Origin of the sequence: Gemmiger formicilis (genome assembly GCF_016901605.1) — a bacterium.
Classification (GTDB): Bacteria; Bacillota; Clostridia; order Oscillospirales; family Ruminococcaceae; genus Gemmiger; species Gemmiger formicilis_B.
Genome location: NZ_JACJKP010000646.1, coordinates 1 through 257, shown reverse-complemented (window position 1 = coordinate 257; position 257 = coordinate 1). Strand labels below are relative to the sequence as shown.

Annotated in this window: 1 pseudogene; it reads left to right on the top strand. The window is 62.3% G+C overall.

Features of this window, described 5'->3' with window-relative positions:
* A pseudogene (locus H6B10_RS16295) lies at window positions 1–210 on the top strand (thioredoxin reductase); the annotation flags it as partial.
* Window positions 211–257: the final 47 nt, after the last annotated feature.

Sequence of the window (257 nt, the reverse complement as noted above, 5' to 3'; positions counted from 1 at the left end):
GCCCCCACCCAGCTGGTGCCGGGCCTGGAAGGGGCCGGCGGCCATGTGGCGGTAAACGCTAAAATGCAGACCAATCTGCCCGGCTGTTTTGCCTGCGGCGATGCCGTGGGCCTGCCTTACCAGTATGTGAAAGCCGCGGGCGAAGGCAACGTGGCGGCGCTTTCTGCCGTGGAATACCTGGCCGCCCGCAAGCGCAACGAAAAGGAGTAATGCACAATGGTACACGAAGTACACCACAATGATCTGACCCAGGCCCA